Raw genomic sequence first — 16,071 nt, forward strand, 5'->3', positions numbered from 1 at the left:
AAGGTCTCGCAACCCGAAACTTGTCCGAAGATCGACGGTGACCGCCAGCGTCACCAACGGCCGCGCGCTGCGCTACGCCGAAGGCTCCGCGCGCGGCCTCCTACACCATGTGTTGGGACACTGCCCGTACCCGTATCTGACCACGCAGATCAACGCCGATCCGGAAGCGCTCGCCGACTATGACGCGTGGGTCGTGCGCAATGTGGCCTAACTTCGGGGCTTTCTGCCGACCGGGATGACGTTCGTGCCGATCTGGAGCATTTTGTCGCCCTGCGTGACCGCCTTGTAATTCATCTTGTCGATGGGCGGTCCCAGCCAGTCATCATCGCGCCCGAGGGGCAGGAAATCCGGCCATGGCGGGCGGCGGGGCTGCATGAGCTTGCGCACTATAATGGTCGGATGTACCGAGTGATGGCGCGGGAATGAGGCTCAGTGGAGCGCCAGCAGGTCTTGCCCAAGCTGATGCAGCGATATGACCTCGATCCCGTTTGGCAGCGGGAAAGCTTCGGTGCCGGGATAGATCACGATCCGCCGCTCGGGTTGCAGGTCTTCACAGGCCGAATGGAAGCCGCGCTCGACCTTGGGGGCGAGGTTGCGTTTGACCTCAATGGCCCAGACCGCCCCGCCCGGCAGGGTCAGGACCAGATCGACCTCGGCCCCTGCGCCGCTGCGGTAGAATTGGGCCTGCGTTCCTTCCGGCATCGTGGCGTGCGCCGTTTCGATGACGAGACCTTCCCAGCTTGCCCCTGCGACGGGGTGGCCCAGAACGTCATCGAGTGATGTAAGCCCTAAAAGGGCGTGCAGGATGCCGGTGTCGCGCACATAGATGCGGGGCGATTTCACCAGCCTTTTGCCGATATTGGCGTGCCAGGGCCCCAATCGGCGCACCAGCATCAGATCGACCAGTAGGTCGAGATAGGAAGCCACGGTCTTGCCATCGACACCAAGCGCTCGGGCGAGTTCTGCCCCGTTCGACAGGCTGGATTGCCGGTGAGCCAGCATGGTCCAGAACCGGCGCAGAGTTTCGGCGGCGATGCGGGGGCCGAGCGCAGGAATGTCGCGTTCAAGATAGGTGCGGATAAAGTCGCGCCGCCAACGCAGGCTCGCTTGATCGTCACGGGCGAGGAAACTGTCGGGGAAGCCGCCGCGCAGCCATAGCTTATCCAGATCGGCCTGCGGCACCTCGGTCGCATCCAGAGGCGCAAGCTCGGCATAGGCGATCCGGCCCGCCAGCGTCTCGCCCGATTGGCGTAGCAGCTCGATAGAGGCCGATCCCAGCAGCAGGAAGCGACCAGACCGCAGCCCCTTGCGCCGCCCCCGGTCGATCAACCCGCGCAGGTTCTGGAACAGGCCCGGCATGCGCTGCACTTCGTCAAGGATCACCAGCTTGTCCTCATGCGGCGAGAGGTAGAGCTCGGGGTCTGACAGCTTTGCCAGATCGGCGCTGGATTCGAGGTCGAGGTAGATCGAGGGACGCTCGTCGCCCAGCTCCTGCGCCAAGGTTGTTTTGCCAACCTGTCGCGGCCCCAGCAGGGCTACTGCGGGGCTGTCATCCAGAAGGGATTTAAGGGTGTCGGCTATGCGGCGCTCTATAATCATCCTTGCAATTAGGGAGTTTTATTCCCGATTTGCAAGGTTAAATGCGGTCCGGCAACGTGATTTCTGCCTTTGCCCAGAACGGCCCAAAGTCAGCATCAAGTTCACGCAGGATGACCAGCAGCTCGATCACATCCAGTCGACGCTCGCCTAGCTCGTACTTTCCCACAAAAGAAGGCGGTTTGCGCAGCTTCTCCGCCAACTCGGCTTGCGACATGCCTCTCTTGTTCCGAAGAGCAACCAGTGCCTTCAGAAAGCTACGATAGGCATCTGAGTGAACGCTTCCAGCCAAGTCCCGCCTGCCGTTGAAAAATCGACAGGTCAGCTACTCCGGCTATAGGATTACCCCCAAAATGGGGGTGCAATGTTCAGGTCAGTGCCTTCGAGCGCGGTGGTCCGACCGATGGGAGGGGAAAGCGTGAGTAAAATGGAACCTTGGCCGCAAGCCGCACCCGCCGCAGATCGGCACAACACCATGCATGCCCAACTCCACGTCTGGCGCGGCGAAGTCGTATCTGTCGGCGACCGGGTCAACAAGCTGATGGAGGGCGTGGCATGATGCGGCGCGAATTTTTCACGGGCGCTGCGGGCCGATGCTGGGCGCAGGGGCGGGTTCGTCGCTGTCTCTGGCGGGCATCGGGGCCGACAAGGCGGATACGCCTATTCTGGTGATGTATCGGCGCTATGTGGCTCCGACCGATCAGGCGGCGGTGCATGTCTGCGGGTCGAACATGAAGACGCTGAGCTGGACCGGCTTTTCTATCAAGAGCGGGACCAGATTGAAGATGCGATGATGGCAATGCCGTCCAGTTGCGCAGCGGATTTTGCCGCGAAGCTCATGGTCGACACCTGCGAGGGATCGATATTTTCTGACACTCAGCGCGGCAATCTGTGGGTGGAGGCGCGGCAGCTCATCGCGGGGCGGGCAGGAACCGGCGGCAGGTGATGATCGCCGGGCCGGTTGCGTCACTGCTGCCCGTGGTTCCCGCGCTGACAAACACAGAAACGCCGGTCATGGCGCTGTTTCGTGAATGGAAAGTCGCTTTCGACAGGGTGGAGGATCTTGTAACCGACGGCTGGCCACAGGCTCGCATCAATGCTGAGGTCGATGGGATAAACCGCATTCTGGACCGGATGATAGGCGCGCCCAGCCGCGATGGCCGGGACGTGTGCGCCAAGCTGACCGCGTTCACCTGTGACGGTGAGTGCTTCTTAGATGATGATGGTCGGCTATCGCGCTTGATCTTGGCGGATGCGCGAAGTGTCTCGAACAGTGGTTGCGTTATTGACGGAGGTAAGGGGTGATGATATCCTCGGTCAACAACGGAGGCTAAATATGCTGACTATTACTGATTTTGACGAACATATCGGACTTACCCGCTATGACGCTGAGAACTGGCGTCGTCGTGTAGGGCTGCTGACATCCTACAAGGCAACGACAGCAGGCAAGGCGCAGGAATATTCGCGTGAGAATGTCTTGGAGCTGGCCGCAACGGCTGCATTCGTCAAATCCGGGATGCAGCCCAAGGCTGCGATTGCCTATGCGAACAGCCTCATTCGCGCGAGCAAGATTGGGACGGTCCAGGAATGGTTGATATTCCCTGCCGGAGACTATTCGGCGGGCATTTCGACCGACAACCCCACAGCGGAGTCCCTGCGTGAGATGTCAGCAAAATCCGCGACCGGCGCTGTTGTGGCGATCCCGCAAAGGCAGATCGTTGAGCGGGTTGATGCTCTTTTCTCGCAGCTGCTTGGTGGGTGAAAATGCTGACGTCAAAGAAGGTCGACTTCGGCGATTTTGTGGGCAGCATGGAGTTCTTCACCGTTGATGAAACGGTGAAGCGCACAGCGTTGGAGCATGTCATTCGCCGCGATCTTTACATGGCTGACGATAGCGAGCCGGGCGGCATGAAGCTTGTGAAACGCGGCAGGGCTTTCAAGGCCAACCTGTTCTCGGTGCCGCGCTGCTATTTGCCGATGCCATAATGATCGTGTGATCTGGGAGTTTCTGGATGTCCAATGTTCGACCAGTGACCGCAGCAAAGCATGTCGTCTCGTCATTCCTGCGCGATGCCCGCGATGCGGGCTGGTCGCAAGCTGCTGTCCAGCTCAAGCCAGACGGAACTCTGATGCTTGACGTTCGGATGGATGATGTACCGGCGGCAGACGCATTCGAAGCCGCCAATCTGCGGATGGGTAAATGACCCGAAACAACCTGCCTGCCTATGTTTACGCGGATCGCGGATACCTGCGGTTTATCCGGCGTGCGCGCGGGCAGTCGGTGATGATGAAGGAAGAACCCGGCTCGCCTGAATTCTGGGATCACTATAACCGCCTTTTGAAAGGCCGCGAGCCGATCCCGACAAAGCGCACCTTCAAGACGCTGCGGCTAAGCTATGTCGAAAGTGACAGCTTCACGCAGCTAAAGCCGCGCACGAAGCAGGATTATCAAAAGTACATGGACCATATCATGGAGATATGGGGGGATCTGGATCCGCGTAAGGTCGAGCCGCACCATGTCTATAAGCTGCATCAGGCCAATCGCGACAGGTGGCGGCAGGCGAATTATTTGGTTCAGGTACTGGTCGTGCTGCTGAACCATGCCCGCTTGATCGGCTTTCTGAACAAAGAGCATGGCAACGCTGCTAAAGGCATCCCGCTTTTCAAGCAGCCAGGCGAAGGCTGGGAACCTCGGCCTGATGATGTGCGCAGCGAATTTGAACAGCTGGCGACGCCCCGCGCGCGTTTGGTTTACGAGCTCTCGATAGGGCTGGGCCAGCGCATCGGCGACACGCTGAAAATCCGCTGGGACCATATCAAGGACGGGGAATACGACTTTACCCAAGGCAAGGGCGACAAGCCACTTACCGTCCCTCTGACCAATCGGCTGATCGCTTTCCTAGCGAATGTCAGGAAAGAGGGCCTGACCATCATTTGCGGGCGCGATGGACGGCCTGCGGATTATCGCACGGTCACGCAGGAAATGCGCAAGGTTAAAGACGCGATGACGCATCCTGACGCGCGCACCTATGTGACCCACGGCCTGCGGAAGAACGCGACCATCGAGCTTTATCAAGCCGGGTGCGACGACGAAATGGTCAAGGCCGTCACGGGCCATTCCGGCGCTGAAATGCTGAAAAAATACGGCGGGCGCGTTCGGCAGAAAGAGCTGGCGCGGCGTGCGCAAGACGCCCGAAACCGTGCGGAACAGAACAAGGGCGGAACGTGAATGTTTCAACGCCTGTTTCAAAGAAAGGTCCAGATGATGCAAAACATCCGGCAAGCTGTTGATTTTATTGGAGGCGGGTACCGGAATCGAACCGGTCTTCACGGATTTGCAATCCGCTGCGTAACCTCTCCGCCAACCCGCCGGAGCCTTGCGTTTGCTATGGTTTTCGTGCGGCGGGGTCAAGTGGGTTATCGGGGCTGCGGCAATATTCGCCGCGTGGCTGTTCCGGCGCGGACGTTCAGGCGCGGGCGTTCGCGCGCGGCGGGCGGTTACGGTCAGGGGCGGCGGTGATAGATATAGTCCCGGCGGAACGGATAGTCGGCGCCCGCGCCCGGCAGGTCCGAGGGCTGGGCCTGGCCGTCTGGTGGGCCGTCCGGGCGTGTCAGCAGGATCTGGTAAAGCGATGTCCAGCCTTCCTCGAAGGCAAGGGCGCAGCCGGCAAGATACAGCCGGAAGGCCCGCAGCACCTGCGCCGCGCGCTCGGGGGGCATGGATTTCTGCAAGACGGCCTCGGCTTCGGGCAGCCGGGCCTCTAGGTTGTCGGACCAGCACCACAGCGTGCGGGCGTAATGCGGACGCAGGTTTTCGGTATCGACCATCTCAAGCCCCGCCTGCGAGGCGATGCGGATCGCGCGGCTGACATGCATCAGCTCACCACCCGGAAAGATGAACTTCTCGATGAAATCGCCCAGATGGCCACCGACCGTGGCATCGTCAAGCCCGGTCACGGTGATGCCGTGGTTCATGGCGATGCCGCCGGGGCGCAGCAATTCATGGATGCGCTGGAAATATCGCAGCATGTTGGCGCGGCCGACATGTTCGAACATCCCGACCGAGGCAAGCTTGTCGAAGGGCTGCTGCGGTTGCAGATCGCGGTAATCGCACAGCTGGATCCGGACGCGATCGGCAAGGCCCTTGGTCTGGATCAACCGCGAGACATGGTTGAACTGGTTCTGCGACAGCGTGATGCCGGTCGCGTCGACGCCGTAATGCTCGGCGGCGTGCAGCAGCAGGCCGCCCCAGCCCGCGCCGATATCGACGAAACGCTCGCCCGGGTGCAGGTCCAGCTTGCGGCAGATGTGGTCCAGCTTGGCGACCTGCGCCTGTGCCAGTGTCATGTCCGGTTCGCGGAAATAGGCGCAGGAATAGACCTGCAGCGGGTCCAGCCAGATCTGATAGAACTCGTCCGAGACATCATAGTGAAAGCGGATCTGCTGCGCGTCGCGGTCGCGGTTGTGGCGCAGGATAGAGGTCAAGCTCCACCAGACGCGCTGCCACGGCTTCGGCTTCTGCGTCTGGCCGTCATCGGGAACAAGCGCCGCGACCACATGCATCAGCGCGCGCATGCTGCCAGAAATGCCGATGTCGCCGCTGACGATTCTGGCGCCGACCTCGCCCAGATTGCCCGATGCCATGGGCATAAGCGAGGCCATGTCGCGAAAGGCAATCTCGACCTCGGCCTCGGGCGGGCCAAGAAGCCGGCCCGATGGCAGGCGGATGCGCAGCGGCGCTGGCAGATGATCGAGTCGGTTCTGGATCGCGTGTTCAATGGATGTCATGGGCAGACCTCGCGGATCGGAGGCCGGATCACGGCCCGGCCGCTACCATACGAGGGGGAATAATCTGCCGATACGCTGTCGGGTCAAGCCTTTTACAGCCCGTGCAGCGGTTCGCGACGTAAAGTCAGTCCCGGAAAAAAACGAAGGCGGCCATTTGGCCGCCATGTCGTTTTCTTCGCAGGAAGAATTTTGGAGCGGGCGATGAGATTCGAACTCACGACCCTAACCTTGGCAAGGTTATGCTCTACCCCTGAGCTACGCCCGCACTCCATCCCGATGGCGTTTCGCCTTCGGTGAGCGGTCATTTATGGGAGCCTGCGGATGGGCGCAAGAAGAAAATCGTCGATCTGCGAAAAATCTTGCCAAGGCGGCGCAATGCCGGGGCGGGGCCGGGGCAGCGGCGGGGTTGACGCTGTGCCCCGATGCACCGAAACTTGCCGGAAAAACGGGATAACCCCATGAAACCGGCAGAGCAGCTTTCGCAATTCGTCCGCCAGTCGCTGATGCAGGGCACGCCGCCCGATGCGATTCTGGCCGCGCTTGAGCAGGCGGGCTGGTCGCGCCCCGAGATCGACGAGGCCATTGCAGGCTGGGGCGTGACGCCCGGTCTGCCGCCTGTGCCACGGCCGCGCCCCTATGCCTCGGCGCAAGAGGCGCTGCTTTACGGGCTGCTGTTCGTGTCCTTGGGCGTGATCTCGTGGCACCTGTGCCAGCTTGGAGTGGCGCTGATCGATTATCTTGTCCCGGATGTTGCGGATTACCCCACCGCGCCGGGCAGTGCGGAACGCTGGTCGATTGCGGCGCTGATTGCCTTTGGGCCGGTGTTTCTGCTGTTGAACCGCCGCGTCGCACGGCTGGGTCGCGACGATGCCGGGCGCAGGCGGTCGCTGGTGCGCAAATGGTTTGCCTCGCTGACGCTGATGGTGGCCGCGCTGGTGTTGTTGGCGGATGCGATCTGGGTGATCTATACCTTCCTGAACGGCGATCTGACGTTGCGGTTCATCCTGAAGGCGGGGCTGGTCGCCGCGATCACCGGGCTGGTGCTGGCCTATTACCGGGATGAGATGAATGGCTAAGGGCTGGGCCGCGCCCGCGATCGGCATCGTCACGGCCTTGGCGGTGGTGCTGGGTCTGGTTCTGACCGGCGGCCCCGGCCATGCCCGCAAACAGCAGCGCGATGCCCAGCGGGAACAGGATCTGATGTCCATGGCCGGTTGGGTCGATTGCCTTGCCACCGCTGAAGGCGCGCTGCCCGCCACGCTTTCAGACCTGCCACAATGCGATTTCCGGGCGCGTCTGACCGACCCCTACAGCCAGAAGCCCTATCGCTATGAGGTGACGGGACAGACCAGCTATCGCCTGTGCGCGGATTTCGAGCTGCCGCCCCAGCGGCCTGCCGACCGTTGGGGACGCAATTCGGATGGCTGCATTCTGCGTGATTATCAGCCCGGCAAGGATGGCTAGGCCAAGGCGGGCTGCGGCAGCATCGCACCGATGGGGCGCGCACATGCACCCTCGCGCAGGGCGGCGCGCAGGAAGGCGGGCAGGGTCGCGGCGTGTCGGGTGAAGTCGGCCTGCGGCGTCAGGGTCGGGTCGGCCTCGATGCACAGGTCCAGCCCGTTCGCCTCTCCGTCGCCCCGAATGGTGATGTTGAAGCCGTCGCCGGGCCCGTTCGACAGCACATGGCGCTGTGTCCGGCAGCCCGCAAAGCGCGCCGGTTCAAATGGCAGCACGTTGATGAGCGGCGAAAAGAAGAAGCGTTGCGCGCTGTCCAGCCCGTGATCGAAGCCGATCTGTTCGATCCGGTAGCGGCCATGACGACGCACTTTGCGCAGACGGCCCGTCAGCCGGGTCACGGTCTGGGCGACGGTCTCGGTCGCCGCGACACTGGCATCGAAGGGCAGGATGTTCACGACCAGCGCCGGGATGCGGATGGCGACGCTGCCCATCCTGCTCATATAGGGCAGCCAGATCGGCATGGTGACACGACCGGAATCGTCCTGACTGCGCGCGGCCGAGTTGTCGCGCAATTCCAGCACGGCCCATGCGGCGCACAGCGCGGTCAGCAGATCGGGCCAGCCGATGCCCATTTCGGCGGCGCGGGCCAGCAGAGGGGCGCGCAGATCCGTCAGCGGTTCTTCATGCGACATGGGGCTGGCGGGGTAATCCTCGGACCCTTTGCGCAGCACCTTGGGGGCGGGGGGCGCGGCAAGGATTTCCGCCCAGTGCTGGCCGTCCCGGTCATGGCGCGGGCTTTCGCGGTAATCGCGTTCCTCGGCCAGATAGGCAGGGAAGGCGGCCAGCGGATCGCCCGCAGGCAGGCCGCAGCGATACGCGGCGTAAAGCTGGGCGCAGCGGGTCTCGATCAGGCCCATGGCATAGCCGTCCAGCACGATGTGATGGCCGCGATTGTACCAGATGACATGATCGTCCCGCAGCCGGATCAGGCATTGCCGCGCCAGCGGTTGATTGACCAGATCCAGCGGAGCCTGAACATCTGCCTGCATCAGCGCCATGGCGCTGGCCCGCGGGTCGGCGCGGTCGCTCAGGTCGATCTGCTGCAAGTCGGGGCGACGCGTTTCGTCCAGAAACTGCCGCGGGCCTTGGGCATCCTCGGTAAAGCGCAGGGCCAGCACGTCGGTTTCGGCGACCGTCTGACGGATGGCGCGGGCCAGCGCGGCAGCGTCGATTTCGCCGGTCAGTTCGATGGCATGGGCCACGGTCGAGACCGCCTCGCCGGGATGCAGGCGGAACTCCTCCCAGAAATCCAGTTGCGCCAGGGTCAGCTCATGCGGGGTGGCGTGATGATGCGTCATGTAAACCTGCCGCCCGCCAAGGCGGGCAAATCCGTTCGGAAATGGGATGGCTGGCTTGGGCGGTGGCAAAAGCCATCGGTCCGGCTTGCTTCGAGAGAGAAAGCTGGATAAAAATACTCGACTATTATGCTCCGTCAAGCGGGCGTCGTGGCATGGGCTGAACCCCGCCACCATCGAAGGACAGGCAGTTTCGCAGATGATCGAATTCACCCCTTGGCCGCCCGAACAGGCCAGCCGTTACCGTGACGCCGGCTATTGGATCGACCAGCCGCTGACGCATATTCTGGATGCGCAGATGGCCGCGCAGCCCGATGCTACGGCGATCGTCTGCGGGTCGCGCCGCTTCAGCTATGCCGATCTGGACCGGCTGTCGCGCCACCTTGCCGCCCGTCTGGCCGCGCAGGGTCTGGGTCACGGCGACACGGCGCTGGTGCAATTGCCCAATGTGGCCGAGTTCTTCGTCAGCTTCTTTGCCCTGCTGCGCATCGGCGTCGCGCCGGTCAATGCGCTGTTCAGCCACCGCCGGCTTGAGATGTCGTCCTATGCCCAGCAGATCGCGCCGCGCGTGGTCATCGCCTCACGCGCGCATGAGCTTTTCGCGGATGACGCCTTTTGCGACGAACTGCGCGCCGGGGGCGTGCGCCATATCCTGCTGCTGGGCGAGGATGCGCCGGAAAACAGCCTTGCGCATTGGCTGACCGCGGGCCCTGACCTGCCCGACACCGCCACGCCGACGCCCGCCGATCAGGTGGCGTTTTTCCAGCTTTCCGGTGGCAGCACCGGCACGCCCAAGCTGATCCCGCGCACGCATAACGATTACGATTACAGCGTCCGCGCCAGTGCTGACATCTGCGGCTGCACCGCGCAGACGCGGTTTTTGTGCGCGCTGCCTGCGGCGCATAACTTCACGCTCAGTTCTCCGGGGTCGCTGGGGGTGTTTCATGCCGGCGGCACCGTGGTTCTGGCCCCCAGCCCCGAACCGCTGTCCTGCTTTGAGATCATCGCCCGCGAAGGCGTCACCATGGTCCCGCTGGTCCCGCCCGCTGTCGCCCTGTGGCAGCGCGCGGTCGAAGAAGATCCCAGCCGCCGCGACAAGCTGGCAACGGTGCAGCTGATGCTGGTCGGTGGCGCAAGTTTCGCCGAGGCGACCGCGCGCCGGGTTCCCGAACTGCTGGGCTGCCAGTTGCAGCAGGTCTTTGGCATGGCCGAGGGGCTGGTGAATTATACCCGGCTTGGCGATGACGCGCAGACCGTCTTCACCACGCAGGGCCGTCCGATCAGCCCAGATGACGAAATCCGCGTGCTGGATGAAAACGGCGACCCGGTGGCCGATGGCCAGCCCGGCGCGCTGGCGACGCGCGGCCCCTATACCTTCCGCGGCTATTACCGCAGCCCCGACCACAACGCCTCGGCCTTCGATGCGGATGGGTTTTATCACTCGGGCGATGTGGTGGTGCGCGAGAACGGCTATCTGCGCGTGGTCGGGCGCATCAAGGATCAGATCAACCGGGGCGGCGAAAAGATCGCCGCCGAGGAAATCGAGAACCTGCTGATGCGCCATGCCGATATCACCCATGCCGCGCTGGTCGCTGCACCGGATGCGCATCTGGGCGAAAAAAGCTGTGCCTTCCTTGTGCTGCGCGACGGCGCGGACAAGCTGTCGCCGCCCGCCTTGCGGCGATGGCTGCTGGCGCAGGGCGTGGCCGAATACAAGCTGCCCGACCGTTTCCGCATCCTGCCCGACCTGCCATTGACGGCGGTGGGCAAGATCGACAAGCGCCGCCTGCGCGACAGCCTTGCGGCACCCGCCTGAAAGGAAGACCGATGACCGACACCGCCGAACTTGGCCCGGAATGGCTGGCCGCCCGCATCCAGACGATGATCGAGGACGATTGCGAGATCGAGCCTGCCGAAAACCTTGTGCTTTACGGGCTGGATTCCATCGCCGTCATGACCTTTTCGTCCGAGCTGAAGCAGATGGGCATCGAGGCCAGCTTCGAGGAACTGGCCAAAGAGCCGACGCTTCAGGCATGGTGGGCGCTGATTTCGGCGCGCCGCTAGGGGCGCGCCGCAAAGGTCCGGGCGTCAGCCGCGCAGCGTCGCGCCGCCGTCCACATACAGGTCGGCCATGGTGACATGGCCCGCCTGATCGGACAGCAGGAACATGACGGCCCCCGCGACATCATCGGGGGTCGCCAGCTTTTTCAGGGGGATGCCGGTGCGATAGGCCTCAAGATTGCCGTCCAGCACCGCGCGCTCGCCCGCGCCGCCATCGGATGCCCACATGCCGGTCTGCATCGGCGTCAGGGTCGATCCCGGCGCGATGATGTTGCAGCGCACGCCCTTGGCCGCCAGTTCCAGCCCCAGACAGCGCACCAGCATCGTGGCCGCCGCCTTTGACGCGGCGTAGGCCCCCATGTTCAGCCGTGGGATGCCCGCCGCGTTCGAACTGACCGCGACGATCGCCCCCGCGCCGTGCCGTGCCATGGCAGAGCCGAAGGCGCGGGTGACGTTGAACGTGCCGGTGGTGTTGATGTCGAAGACCCGCTGCCACTCCTCGGCGGGCATGTCCAGCAGCGGGCCAATGGTGACGATCCCCGCGACATGGATGCCAAGCGCCAGCGGTCCGTGCAGATCCTCGGCCCATGCGACCAGCGCATCCGCCGCAGCACCGTCGCGCACGTCCAGCACATGGGCGATGGCCCCCGAGGCGACCGGGTTCGCAGCCAGTGCGGCCTCGGTATCCGTGGCGATCACGACCGCGCCTGCATCCAGCAAGGCGCGCGTCACCGCCTGACCGATGCCGCCTGCGGCCCCGGTGACGATGGCCAGTTTCCCGTGAAACCCGGTCAGGCGCATTCGGCGACCTGCGCGAATGTGGCGACCGCCTGATCGGTCATCATCGGAATGCCGCAGGTCGCAGCGATCCAGCCCATCGCCAGATCCAGCTTGTTGCGGCTGAAATCGGCCTGCGCATCCGCGACGGCAAAGGTTTCGATGTCGCGCTGAAACGCCTCGACCGCCGTGGCAAGGCAGCCGATATGGGCATAGACGCCGCAGATCATCAGCTGGTCCCGCCCGCGCGCGCGCATCAGCGTCTCAAGGTTCGATCGTTGGAAGGCGCTGTAGCGATGCTTGACCAGCACGATATCGCCCTCGGCCGGGGCCAGAGCGGGCAGCACCTCCTCGTGTTCCGGGGTGGCCTGCATGCCGGGCCCCCACAGATCGGCCTGCAAGCCGCGATCCGGGCGGAACTGATTGCCCTTTTGCGCGGTGTAGAACACCGGCACGCCCGCCGCGCGCGCCGACTGGATCAGCCGCGCGATATTGGCGGTGACCGGATCCAGCACCGTGTCGGGAAAGGGGCGGCAGAAATAGCGCTGCATGTCGTGGACCAGCACGGCCATCCGGTCGCGGCTGGGCTGCCATGCGCCGCGCGGCTTTGGCAGATCGGCCAAGCTTGGCTGGGCATAGGGGGCGATGCCGGGAAGTGCCATCGAGTTACTCCGTCACTTTGGTCACGCCCGCAAGCCCCGCATCCAGCGGCAGCCCAAGGGCGGTCAGGAAGGCGCCGAACTTGGCGCCGGTTTCAGCCGCCTCGGCCATCGGGTCCGAGCCGGGAACGATGCCCGCGCCGGCATAAAGCCGGGCCTCGGCGCCGCTGATCTGGGCGCAGCGGATGGCCACCTGCCATGCGCCGTCGCCCTTGGCGTCGCACCAGCCGACCGCACCGGCATAGAAGTCGCGCGGCAAAGGCTCAAGCGCGCCAATCAGATCATAGGCGCGGCGCATCGGCGCACCGCAGACCGCAGGCGTCGGATGCAACAACCCCGCCAGCACGACCGAGGGCGTGTCGGGATCCTTCAGCTCACCCTCGATCCGCGTGCCCAGATGCCACATGCTGCGGGTATGGGTCAGGGTCGTGCCCGCGGGCGCGCTGAGACTGCGGCAATGCGGACCCAGCACATCCATGATGTATTCCACTACGAAGGCATGTTCGCGGCGGTCCTTTTCGGACTGCTCCAGCGCGGTCGCATTGGCGCGGTCCTGCCCCTCGTCCGCCATCCTGCGGGCCGAACCCGCCAGCGGGTGCGAGGCGATGGCGCGGCCGCGCTTTTCCAGCAGCAGTTCGGGCGTCGCTCCGCACAGCACGCGCCGCGCGTCCTTGCCCCGCGCGGGCAGCGTCACGCGGAAGGCGGTGACGGCCGGATCGGCGCCCAGCCGGTCCATCAGGGCCTGAACCGGGATCGTCGCGCCCGCCCGGATCAGCAGGCTGCGGGCCAGCACGATCTTTTCCAGCGCCTGCGGCTTTCCGGCCTCATCGGCCATGATGCGCAGGGCATGATCGACGGCGGCTGCGTAATCGGCAGCGGCGGGCTGGGCGGTCAGATCCCAGTCGCGCAGCGGCAGCGCCTGCGGATCGCCGCTTGCGGCATGGCCCGCGTCCTCCGAGGCGGGGCACAGCCAAAGGCAATCCTCATCCTCGCGGTCAAAGGGCAGCGCGCCGCCCAGAATGGCCTTGTCGCCCATGGTCGCCATGGCGCGCGCCACGCGGTCGGGCAGGGTGCGGCTGGTCCCGCGCGGCAGCGGGATCGGTGCGCCGCGTCCGGTGATCTGTCCCTGCGGGCCGTCGAACGCGAACAGAACTGGGTGGTCGGCGGGCTTTGCCAATGTCTCGATGGCCTCAGACATGCGAATGTTCATGTGTTTTCTCATCGAATGCTTTTTTCCGCCCCGCAGCGCAATACTGCTGTCGGGGATCACGGATCGCGCCGCAGAAATTGATCCACGGGCGGATCGAGCTCTCCTGCTCATGACATTTCCGGGTGGCGGATAGCCTTTCATGGGAAAGGTTATGGGGGCGGCACGATATGCCGTCCCAAGCTGCCCGGCGGCAATCTGTCAGAGGCCCCAGACCGAGGCAAGTGAAATCGTCAGGATTATTCCGGCGCGGCGAAGATACGCCGGATGGGAATATGCTGCGGCGCGGAACCCGCACGCTTTCAGGAAGTTGGCACAGGGGCGCGCCGGTCAGGGGATGCTTATGGAACGCTATGAACTTGCCAAGGCGCGCGTCTGCGTGATCGTCAATGCCGCCTCGGGGCGCAAGGCGGGGCCCGCCATTGCCCAGCGGCTGCGCGACCGGCTGGAATCGCAGGTCGCGGATTTCCAGATCCGCGCCTTCGGCAAGGGCGACGATCTGGTGGCCATCGCGCGCGGCGCAGTGGCCGACGGGTTCGATCTGCTGGTGGCGGCAGGGGGGGACGGCACGCAGGCGGCGGTTGCCAGCGCGGTCACCGGCACGGATGCCGCGATGGTGGTGATCCCCGGCGGCACGTTCAACTATTTCGCGCGCGATCTTGGGTCGGGCGAAACCGTCGATGAGGCGATGAAGATCTTTGACGCGCCGCATCTGCGCCGCATCCATGTCGGCGAAATGAACGGCATGATCTTTCTGAACAATTGCAGTTTCGGCGCCTATCCCGAAATTCTGAAGCGCCGCGAAAGCATCTACAAGCGCTGGGGCCGGTCGCGGGTCGCGGCCTATTGGTCGGCCGTCGCGGCCCTGTGGACCCTGCGCAAGCCCTTGCAACTTGTGGTGCGCGCCGACGGGACCGAAAAGCACTTTACCACCGCTTTGGCCTTTGTCGCCAAAAGCGCCTATCAGCTTGAGGTGTTCGGGTTGGAAGGCGCGCAGGACATCCGCGACGGCAAGCTGGCCCTGCTGGTGGCGCGCGCGCAGCGCCCCGCGCCTTTGGTCCGCGCGGCGCTGCGGCTGGCGATGGGCAAGACGGCGCGCTATCAGGATTTCGACCTGATCGCCGCCGAGAAGATGGAGCTGGAGACCGTGCCTCGCCATGAATATGTCGCCCATGACGGGGAAAAGACCTGGATGGATTCGCCGTTCAAGGTGCGGGTGCGCCATGACGATCTGGCCGTGCTGGTGCCTGCGGGCAATCAGGGCCGCCAGCAAGGTTCCGGCATGTCATGACGCGACTGGTGCATCTGTCCGACCTGCATTTCGGCTATGAGCGCGAGACGCTGATCTATCCGCTGCTGGACCGCGTGAACCAGGCCAAGGCCGATCTGGTGGTGGTCACGGGCGATCTGACGCATCGTGGACGCTCGGCGCAGTTCGCGCAGGCGGCAGCGTTTCTGCGCCAGATCGAAGCGCCGATGATCGCCGTGCCGGGCAATCACGACATTCCGCTGTACAAGCTGGCCGACCGGATGACGAAGCCCTACAAGCGCTATCGCCGCGCCATCGCCCAGAACATGGAGCCGGTGGGCCATGTCGGCAATCTGCGCGTGCAGGGCGTGAACAGCGTCGATCCGATGGCATGGCAGCGGGGCGTGCTGACCGCCGCGCAGATGCGCCGCGTCGTGCAGGGCATCGACCCCGATTGCATCAACATCGCCGCGCTGCACCATCCGATGCAGCAGCGCCCCGAGGTGGACAAGGCCCTGATGCGCGGCGCGCCCGAGGCGCTGGCGCTGTTTGAATTGCAGGGCATTCAGGTGGTGCTGACCGGGCATCTGCATATCTGGTCCGTCGGCGCGTTTCAGGGCCCCGAGGGGCGCGGCATCCTGCAGGTGCAGGGTGGCACCGCGCTGTGCGCGCGCGAAAGCGATCTGCAGAACGAATTTGCCGTGCTGGATTTCGACGGCCCCGAACTGATCATCCAGCGCCATATCGCGCCGATGGACGAACGCGGCTTTCGCGACCCCCAGATCATCCGTTTTGCCCGCATCGACCGGCGCTGGCGAAAGCTGGGCTGATCCGCGCCGATATGCCCGGTTCGGAACGAAACCGGGCCGCCCCATGCGGCGGCTTCGCATGGGACGGCCCGTGGCAATCGTGAACGGCACA

22 protein-coding genes and 2 tRNA genes are annotated in these 16,071 nt (G+C 64.2%); 14 read left to right on the forward strand and 10 right to left on the reverse strand.

Annotated elements, in window-relative coordinates; translation table 11 throughout:
* Positions 1-211: hypothetical protein (locus tag GL284_RS16420; protein ID WP_230383516.1), on the forward strand; the 211-nt coding region annotated here is incomplete at its 5' end.
* On the opposite strand, the gene GL284_RS16425 is transcribed toward GL284_RS16420, so the two are convergent.
* Genes GL284_RS16425 through GL284_RS16435 form a run of 3 tightly spaced genes read right to left on the reverse strand, consistent with a single transcriptional unit; the run spans position 208 to position 1,888 of the window.
* Positions 208-375, reverse strand: a complete 168-nt coding sequence (locus GL284_RS16425) for a hypothetical protein (protein ID WP_155045736.1) — start codon at positions 373-375, stop codon at positions 208-210. The two genes, GL284_RS16420 and GL284_RS16425, sit on opposite strands and share 4 nt — an antisense overlap.
* 54 nt (positions 376-429) lie before the next feature.
* Complete coding sequence (locus GL284_RS16430; protein WP_155045737.1) at positions 430-1,599, reverse strand: ATP-binding protein; 1,170 nt, start codon at positions 1,597-1,599, stop codon at positions 430-432.
* Positions 1,600-1,636: 37 nt separating this feature from the next.
* Positions 1,637-1,888 carry a helix-turn-helix domain-containing protein gene (locus tag GL284_RS16435; protein ID WP_155045738.1) on the reverse strand — a complete coding sequence of 84 codons (252 nt, stop codon included), beginning with the start codon at positions 1,886-1,888 and terminating at the stop codon, positions 1,637-1,639.
* A 126-nt stretch (positions 1,889-2,014) separates the two neighbouring features.
* Here GL284_RS16435 and GL284_RS16440 point away from each other — a divergent pair, with 126 nt between their 5' ends.
* The 7 genes from GL284_RS16440 to GL284_RS16470 all read left to right on the forward strand — a co-directional run bounded on the left by GL284_RS16440 (position 2,015) and on the right by GL284_RS16470 (position 4,825).
* Complete coding sequence (locus GL284_RS16440; RefSeq protein WP_155045739.1) at positions 2,015-2,155, forward strand: hypothetical protein; 141 nt, start codon at positions 2,015-2,017, stop codon at positions 2,153-2,155.
* Positions 2,156-2,189: 34 nt separating this feature from the next.
* Complete coding sequence (locus tag GL284_RS16445; RefSeq protein ID WP_155045740.1) at positions 2,190-2,390, forward strand: hypothetical protein; 201 nt, start codon at positions 2,190-2,192, stop codon at positions 2,388-2,390.
* A 148-nt stretch (positions 2,391-2,538) separates the two neighbouring features.
* On the forward strand, positions 2,539-2,901 hold the full coding sequence (locus GL284_RS16450) for a hypothetical protein (protein ID WP_155097804.1): 363 nt from the start codon (positions 2,539-2,541) through the stop codon (positions 2,899-2,901).
* Positions 2,902-2,932: 31 nt separating this feature from the next.
* Positions 2,933-3,358: a hypothetical protein gene (locus tag GL284_RS16455; RefSeq protein ID WP_155045742.1), complete on the forward strand. Its 426-nt coding sequence runs from the start codon at positions 2,933-2,935 to the stop codon at positions 3,356-3,358.
* On the forward strand, positions 3,355-3,582 hold the full coding sequence (locus tag GL284_RS16460; protein WP_230383517.1) for a hypothetical protein: 228 nt from the start codon (positions 3,355-3,357) through the stop codon (positions 3,580-3,582). Before GL284_RS16455 ends, GL284_RS16460 begins: the two co-directional genes overlap by 4 nt.
* A gap of 26 nt (positions 3,583-3,608) precedes the next feature.
* Entirely contained in the window at positions 3,609-3,800 is a 192-nt protein-coding gene (locus GL284_RS16465; protein ID WP_155045744.1) for a hypothetical protein, read from the forward strand.
* Positions 3,797-4,825 (forward strand): site-specific integrase, encoded by a 1,029-nt coding sequence (locus GL284_RS16470; protein ID WP_155045745.1) that lies wholly within the window; start codon positions 3,797-3,799, stop codon positions 4,823-4,825. The genes GL284_RS16465 and GL284_RS16470 overlap by 4 nt, the downstream gene beginning before the upstream one ends.
* Before the next feature lie 68 nt (positions 4,826-4,893).
* On the opposite strand, the gene GL284_RS16475 is transcribed toward GL284_RS16470, so the two are convergent.
* The 3 genes from GL284_RS16475 to GL284_RS16485 form a co-directional block, all read right to left on the reverse strand.
* Positions 4,894-4,967: transfer RNA gene (locus GL284_RS16475), tRNA-Cys, on the reverse strand.
* 133 nt (positions 4,968-5,100) lie between these two features.
* On the reverse strand, positions 5,101-6,384 hold the full coding sequence (locus tag GL284_RS16480; RefSeq protein ID WP_155045746.1) for a class I SAM-dependent methyltransferase: 1,284 nt from the start codon (positions 6,382-6,384) through the stop codon (positions 5,101-5,103).
* A 190-nt stretch (positions 6,385-6,574) separates the two neighbouring features.
* Positions 6,575-6,649, reverse strand: a tRNA-Gly gene (locus tag GL284_RS16485).
* A gap of 193 nt (positions 6,650-6,842) precedes the next feature.
* Between GL284_RS16485 and GL284_RS16490 the strand changes: the two genes are divergently transcribed.
* Both GL284_RS16490 and GL284_RS16495 read left to right on the forward strand, forming a co-directional pair.
* Positions 6,843-7,460 (forward strand): DUF5671 domain-containing protein, encoded by a 618-nt coding sequence (locus GL284_RS16490; protein WP_155045747.1) that lies wholly within the window; start codon positions 6,843-6,845, stop codon positions 7,458-7,460.
* Positions 7,453-7,848, forward strand: a complete 396-nt coding sequence (locus tag GL284_RS16495; RefSeq protein WP_155045748.1) for a hypothetical protein — start codon at positions 7,453-7,455, stop codon at positions 7,846-7,848. The genes GL284_RS16490 and GL284_RS16495 overlap by 8 nt, the downstream gene beginning before the upstream one ends.
* Here the strand turns inward: GL284_RS16495 and GL284_RS16500 are convergent.
* Positions 7,845-9,200 carry a condensation domain-containing protein gene (locus tag GL284_RS16500; protein ID WP_155045749.1) on the reverse strand — a complete coding sequence of 452 codons (1,356 nt, stop codon included), beginning with the start codon at positions 9,198-9,200 and terminating at the stop codon, positions 7,845-7,847. The two genes, GL284_RS16495 and GL284_RS16500, sit on opposite strands and share 4 nt — an antisense overlap.
* 196 nt (positions 9,201-9,396) lie before the next feature.
* Here GL284_RS16500 and GL284_RS16505 point away from each other — a divergent pair, with 196 nt between their 5' ends.
* On the forward strand, positions 9,397-11,013 hold the full coding sequence (locus GL284_RS16505; protein ID WP_155045750.1) for a (2,3-dihydroxybenzoyl)adenylate synthase: 1,617 nt from the start codon (positions 9,397-9,399) through the stop codon (positions 11,011-11,013).
* An 11-nt stretch (positions 11,014-11,024) separates the two neighbouring features.
* Entirely contained in the window at positions 11,025-11,261 is a 237-nt protein-coding gene (locus GL284_RS16510; protein WP_155045751.1) for a phosphopantetheine-binding protein, read from the forward strand.
* A gap of 24 nt (positions 11,262-11,285) precedes the next feature.
* On the opposite strand, the gene GL284_RS16515 is transcribed toward GL284_RS16510, so the two are convergent.
* Genes GL284_RS16515 through GL284_RS16525 form a run of 3 tightly spaced genes read right to left on the reverse strand, consistent with a single transcriptional unit; the run spans position 11,286 to position 13,904 of the window.
* On the reverse strand, positions 11,286-12,059 hold the full coding sequence (locus tag GL284_RS16515) for an SDR family oxidoreductase (RefSeq protein ID WP_155045752.1): 774 nt from the start codon (positions 12,057-12,059) through the stop codon (positions 11,286-11,288).
* The gene (locus GL284_RS16520) at positions 12,050-12,697 is read right to left on the reverse strand and encodes an isochorismatase family protein (protein WP_155045753.1); all 648 of its coding nucleotides are present in this window, start codon (positions 12,695-12,697) and stop codon (positions 12,050-12,052) included. The genes GL284_RS16515 and GL284_RS16520 overlap by 10 nt, the downstream gene beginning before the upstream one ends.
* Positions 12,698-12,701: 4 nt before the next feature.
* Positions 12,702-13,904 (reverse strand): isochorismate synthase, encoded by a 1,203-nt coding sequence (locus GL284_RS16525; RefSeq protein ID WP_155045754.1) that lies wholly within the window; start codon positions 13,902-13,904, stop codon positions 12,702-12,704.
* A gap of 340 nt (positions 13,905-14,244) precedes the next feature.
* Here GL284_RS16525 and GL284_RS16530 point away from each other — a divergent pair, with 340 nt between their 5' ends.
* Both GL284_RS16530 and GL284_RS16535 read left to right on the forward strand, forming a co-directional pair.
* Positions 14,245-15,192 (forward strand): diacylglycerol/lipid kinase family protein, encoded by a 948-nt coding sequence (locus tag GL284_RS16530; protein ID WP_230383136.1) that lies wholly within the window; start codon positions 14,245-14,247, stop codon positions 15,190-15,192.
* Positions 15,189-15,980: a metallophosphoesterase family protein gene (locus GL284_RS16535; RefSeq protein ID WP_155045755.1), complete on the forward strand. Its 792-nt coding sequence runs from the start codon at positions 15,189-15,191 to the stop codon at positions 15,978-15,980. The genes GL284_RS16530 and GL284_RS16535 overlap by 4 nt, the downstream gene beginning before the upstream one ends.
* Positions 15,981-16,071 lie beyond the last annotated feature (91 nt).

This window comes from Paracoccus shanxieyensis (genome assembly GCF_009711265.1).
Taxonomy (GTDB): domain Bacteria; phylum Pseudomonadota; class Alphaproteobacteria; order Rhodobacterales; family Rhodobacteraceae; genus Paracoccus; species Paracoccus shanxieyensis.